Raw genomic sequence first — 5,994 nt, forward strand, 5'->3', positions numbered from 1 at the left:
CCAATAATCGCAGCAATTATTATCCTAATAATCCTATCTGCAGTACCCATGTTTTTTTTCATAAAAAAATGAATTAAATGATAGTTAAAAGTACTATTATTTTTTAATCTATTGCAAATGATTTTAACTTCTCATAAAAGGGCAAACATTCCTCCAATAAAGGCTTCAGTTTTTCTGGGAAAGGAGTGGACTTAGGTTGGTAAGCATTAAATCCTGAAGATTTATGGATGTTGCCATACCAGTATTTGGCCCAGCAACCATCCTCGGGTCTTGCGCCGGGAGTCCAGCTCAGCATATCAGGGTCAAACGGGATGTTTATCGCGGCACATAATTTTTGTAATTGCTCCTTTGGATTGCGCAAAACGGACTTTGAATCCAACACAATTACCGGTAAATTTTCAGCTTGTAATTGATCGACTATATCAAGGTGTAACTTATAACCCACATCATAGAGTGTGTGGGTTTCAACAACTTCAGCATAGGAGGGTAGCATTTCAAGGGGGTCTCTTGTAAGAATGACGTTGACCAATTGTTTTAAAAAAGAGCGGTCGAGCTCAGGCAGAAGGTGGTGGGTCATGTTTTTAAAAAACAGCAAGGGTTGATCCCTATTGGTTAGCATCATATCCACGACTTTGCTGCCATCGGTTTCCATGGTGTTTATGATTTCTTCAGCTCCGGGATGGTATTCTTTGGCTTTACTGTTTCTTAAGTAGTAACCATACAGAGGTTCGTCAAAAACTTTGGTGTCTGTTCGTTGCGCAAAAGAATACATCATTGCTGTAGAAATGTTACGCGGACCTGACCATAACGAAATGCGGGTGACAGGTGCTTCCATCTAATGGGATTTAATTTCGTGTTCAATCAAATCCTGATAGAGCCTACTCAACTTTTCGGTAAGTGGTCTTCGTTTTCCATCACCAATGGTTTTACCATCTATTTTTGTAACGGGCGTAAGACCTCCAAAGGTGCCTGTGACAAAGGCTTCATCAGCGCCATATACATCAAATAGCGAAAAGTTTTTCTCTTTGCAAACGATATTGTTTTGTTCACAGAGCGTAATCACATTTCCCCGGGTAATGCCGTTCATACAGTATTGACCGGTAGAGGTCCAGACCTCACCGTCTTTTACCATAAAAAAGTTAGTGGCATTGCAGGTGGACACAAAACCGTGGATGTCGAGCATCAAGGCTTCATCGGCACCGGCTTCCAGGGCTTGAATAAGAGCTTGCACCTCATGTAATTTACTATGGCAGTTGAGTCGTGGGTCAAGATAATCAGGCGAACCTCTGCGAAATGTGGAAGTAAACAGCGTGACTCCTTTGGTTTTTGTCTCTGTAGAGGCGGCTTTGTGTTCTGCAATAATGACCATATTGGGACCTGATATGGTAAGTCTCGGATCTTGTGAGGGCGTTTTTTTGATGCCTCTTGTAAGCATGACCCTAACGTGGATGTGGTCATTCATGCTGTTTGCATCCAGCGTGGTTTGAATGTTTTGCAACAACTCCTCCCGGCTAAACGGAAGTGAGATTCCCACCACCTTTGCCGATTGCCACAAACGGTCAAGATGCTTGTGTACAAATATCATTTTCCCTTGATGCACTCTGAAGGCTTCCCACACTCCGTCGCCCACGAGATAACCACTGTCAAAAACGGAGATTTTTGCTTCGTTGCGGTGGTGCAGTTGGCCATTGATGAAAATTTTGATGTCTTTATTACGCGAATCTTCTAGAGCGTTGTGGGTGCCGTGGGTCATGGTTGAAAATTAAAACTTAAATGTAATAAAAAACCCGAGAAGAATTACTTTTCGGGTTTTAGAATGATTTGTAAATTTCTTTTTAAAGCTCCAACGCTTTTTTTACATTCTTATTCATTAATAATTCTTCAGGACTTTCCAAAGCCTCTTTTATGGCCACTAGGAAACCAACAGATTCTTTTCCATCGATAATGCGGTGGTCATAAGATAATGCTACATACATCACTGGAGCAATTACGATTTCTCCGTTTTTTACAACGGGTCGCTCTACGATGTTGTGCATTCCCAGAATCGCACTTTGAGGTGGATTGATGATGGGTGTTGAAAGCATCGAGCCAAATACTCCACCATTGGTAATGGTGAAAGTGCCTCCGGTCATCTCGTCAACGGTGATTTCACCTTCTCTTGCACGAATTGCCAAATGTTTTACTTCGTTTTCAACCCCTCTGAAAGAAAGGTTTTCAGCATTTCTAATCACAGGAACCATCAATCCTTTAGGTCCTGAAACTGCAATGCTGATGTCTTTATAATCGTAAGTAATTTTATAGTCGCCGTCTATCATTGAGTTGACATCCGGATACATTTCCAGAGCTCTAACAACAGCAAGGGTGAAAAAGGACATAAAGCCAAGACCCACACCATGCTTGCTTTTAAATTCTTCTTTATATTTTTCACGCAAGTCAAAAATAGCAGTCATGTCCACCTCATTGAAAGTGGTCAACATAGCAGTTTCATTTTTAGCACTTACCAGACGTTCAGCTACTTTGCGACGCAGCATGGAAAGTTTTTTGCGTTCTTCACCGCGTTTTCCGGGACCTGGAGTTCCCATTGCCGGTTTTGAGGCTTGTGAAGCATCTTCTTTAGTGATACGACCATCACGTCCTGATCCACTTACTTCATCGGGAGAAATTCCTTTTTCATCAAGAATTTTCTTAGCAGCGGGTGAGGGAGTGCCAGAGGCATAAGAGGCCTCTTTCTTATCTTCTTTGGAAGAGGTTTTTTCTTTTGGTGCTGATTTTTCTTCTTTAGCTGCTTTTTTCTCTTCAGCAGGTGCTTTGTTTTCTTTTTCTTTTGATGAGCCTGAAGGAGCTTCTGCACTTGTATCGATTAAGCATACAATTGCTCCTACTTCCACTGCATCACCTTCTTCCGCTTTAAGTGTGATGGTCCCGCTGGCTTCTGCTGGAAGTTCCAGAGTTGCTTTGTCGCTGTCAACTTCGGCGATGGCTTGGTCTTTTTCTACATAATCGCCATCAGCTACCAACCATTGTGCAATTTCTACTTCGGTGATGGATTCTCCCGGTGAGGGAACTTTCATTTCTAATATCATGGGTGATTGTTTTAAAGGTAACCTATTTTCAATTTGATCTTTAATTAATTTTAACTATTCCAAAGTTAATGATTTATCAAAAACGCTGTCAATAAGACGTTGGTGGCGACGTTTGGAACGCACTGCACTTCCGGCAGCCGGTGCGCTGTAAAACTTACGGCTGCAAATCCTGAAGTTTTTAGCTTCTTCAAAATGCATCATTAAAAAGCTGTAAGCACCCATGTTTCTGGGTTCTTCCTGAGCCCAAACAACATCATCTGCATTTTTATATTTTTTAATGAAAGCACGCATCTTGTCAACCGGCAAAGGAAATAATTGTTCTAGTCTAACCAATGCGACATCGTCTCTTTTATTTTCTTCTTTAACCTCAAGCAAATCATAATAAAATTTTCCTGTGCAGAATACTAACGATTTCACTTTTTTGATATTTGCTGTGGGGTCATCTATCATTTCCTGGAAGCTTCCATTGGCCATCTCTTCTTTAGAAGAAACTACTTTGGGATGGCGCAATAAACTCTTGGGAGTAAAAACTATCAATGGTTTTCTGTAATCTGTTTTCATTTGTCTCCTTAACAAGTGAAAAAGGTTAGCCGGAGTGGTAACATCAGCTACAAACATATTGTCACGAGCACAGAGTTGAAGGTAACGTTCCATTCTTGCTGAACTGTGTTCGGCACCTTGACCTTCATACCCATGGGGGAGTAGCATTACCAGTCCGTTTTGAAGTTTCCATTTGTCTTCTGCAGCAGATATGTATTGGTCTAGCATAATTTGAGCTCCGTTACTGAAATCTCCAAATTGTGCTTCCCAAATGGTGAGTGTATTTGGACTGCCCATGGCATAGCCATAATCAAACCCTACAACTCCATATTCTGAAAGTAGCGAGTTGTAAATGTAAAAATCACCTTGTTGATCTTGTATTTGGTTGTGAAGTATAATTTCTTCTTCACTGTCTTCAACTTTAATAACGGCATGTCTGTGTGAGAAAGTACCCCGCTCAACATCTTGACCACTGATACGAACATCATAACCCTCAGATAGCAGCGATCCATAAGCGAGAAGTTCACCCATAGCCCAGTCAAGTTTATTGTCTTTAAAATACATAGCTTCACGCGCTTCAATAAGCCGTTCAATTTTTCTCAAAAACTTTTTTTCTTTAGGAAGCTGAGTGATTATTTTGGCTATTGTGTCTAACTTTTGGATATCAAAAGAAGTGTCAGTGGTTTTTCGCATTTCTTGATTGTCTGCAGACTTAAAACCTTCCCATTCATCTTGCATAAATGGTGTGACGACGGTTTTGTCTTGCTTTCTTGAAATTTCTAGTTTTTCCTCTAACTGGTTTTTATAATCTTCCTCTATTTTGGAAACATGATTTTTGTCGATGACACCTTCTTTTAGAAGTTTTTCAGCATAAATGTCGCGCGGATTTTTATGTTTAGCAATTGCTTTATAGAGCTTTGGTTGTCTGAAACGAGGTTCGTCTCCTTCATTATGACCATATTTTCTATATCCTAATAAATCAATGAATACGTCTCTTCCATATTTCATTCGATATTCGAGCGCAAAATTTGAAGCGTGAACTACGGCTTCTACATCATCAGCATTGACGTGAAGTACAGGCGATAGAGTGACTTTTGCAATATCTGTGCAATAGGTTGAAGATCTTCCGTCAAGATAGTTTGTTGTAAAACCTACCTGGTTATTGATTACGATGTGAATGGTCCCACCGGTTTTGTATCCGTCGAGTTGGGCCATTTGTACAACTTCATATACGATGCCCTGGCCTGCAATGGCTGCATCACCGTGCACAACAATTGGTAATACTTTTTGAAGGTCACCTTTGTAGTGTTTGTCTTGTTTTGCACGTGCAATACCTTGCACTACTGCACCAACAGTTTCTAGGTGAGAAGGGTTTGGTGCAATATTGATGTTAATTTGTTTTCCATTTTGAGTTTCTCTGTTTGAGGTCCAGCCTAAGTGGTATTTTACATCGCCGTCAAAAAGTTCTTGTTCATAATCTTTTCCATCAAATTCACTAAAAATATCTTGTGCGTTTTTTCCAAAAATATTTACAAGAGTATTCAAACGGCCCCGGTGGGCCATACCCATAACAAAATGTTCTACTCCAAGATCTGCTGCTTTCTCAATAATTTTATCTACAGCTGGGATGAAGCTTTCGCCACCTTCCAAAGAAAATCTTTTTTGACCAACATACTTGGTATGTAAAAAATTTTCAAAAGAGACTGCTTCATTAAGTTTTTTAAGAATGTGTTTTTTTTCAGTTTCTGAAAATTGCGGATGATTGTCATTAATATGAAGCCAATTTTGAATCCATTGAATTTCTTCTGGTTTTCTGATGTGTGAATATTCAACACCTATGGATTGACAGTAAATATTTGATAAATGACTTATAATTTCCTGAAGACTTGCAGAGCCAATTCCTATTAATTCACCAGCGTTGAAAACTGTATCCAAATCTTTTTCGGTTAAACCAAAATTTTCAAGATCTAGTGTGGGAGCATATTTTCTTCGTTCTCTCACAGGATTAGTCAAAGTGAATAAGTGCCCGCGGGAACGATAACCTTCGATTAAATTAATAACTCGAAATTCTTTTTCAAGATTTTGAAGCTGTGGCTCACAATAGGCATCCGGATTTTCAATAGTTACTCCATTTGATGAACTACCGTTTTGACCAAAATCAAATCCTTGAAAAAAAGCTCGCCAACTAGGCTCTATAGCATCCGGGTTTTCTAAATATTGGTCGTAGAGATCAGCAAAATGTTGTGAATGTGCTGCGTTTAAGAAGGAAAATTTATCCATAATCTGGGTACGTACTTAACGTTTTAAGTAAATTGGTACAAAACAGTAAAATAGACCAAACCAAATAAAACTTTTTCATATCAAACCCTCA

The 5,994-nt window shown here is 39.6% G+C and carries 4 protein-coding genes; all 4 read right to left on the reverse strand.

What is annotated here, in order from left to right; translation table 11 throughout:
• Positions 1-103: 103 nt before the first annotated feature.
• The 4 genes from AACY61_RS07415 to AACY61_RS07430 all read right to left on the reverse strand — a co-directional run bounded on the left by AACY61_RS07415 (position 104) and on the right by AACY61_RS07430 (position 5,903).
• The gene (locus AACY61_RS07415) at positions 104-835 is read right to left on the reverse strand and encodes a sulfotransferase family protein (RefSeq protein WP_339610943.1); all 732 of its coding nucleotides are present in this window, start codon (positions 833-835) and stop codon (positions 104-106) included.
• Positions 836-1,753 carry an aminotransferase class IV gene (locus AACY61_RS07420; protein WP_339610944.1) on the reverse strand — a complete coding sequence of 306 codons (918 nt, stop codon included), beginning with the start codon at positions 1,751-1,753 and terminating at the stop codon, positions 836-838.
• Positions 1,754-1,835: 82 nt separating this feature from the next.
• Positions 1,836-3,083 (reverse strand): 2-oxoglutarate dehydrogenase complex dihydrolipoyllysine-residue succinyltransferase, encoded by a 1,248-nt coding sequence (gene odhB, locus AACY61_RS07425; protein WP_339610945.1) that lies wholly within the window; start codon positions 3,081-3,083, stop codon positions 1,836-1,838.
• 54 nt (positions 3,084-3,137) lie between these two features.
• A complete protein-coding gene (locus AACY61_RS07430) occupies positions 3,138-5,903 on the reverse strand; it encodes a 2-oxoglutarate dehydrogenase E1 component (RefSeq protein ID WP_339610946.1) in 2,766 nt (921 codons plus the stop codon).
• Between the last annotated feature and the right edge of the window lie 91 nt (positions 5,904-5,994).

The organism is uncultured Planktosalinus sp., from assembly GCF_963973675.1.
Classification (GTDB): Bacteria; Bacteroidota; Bacteroidia; order Flavobacteriales; family Flavobacteriaceae; genus Planktosalinus.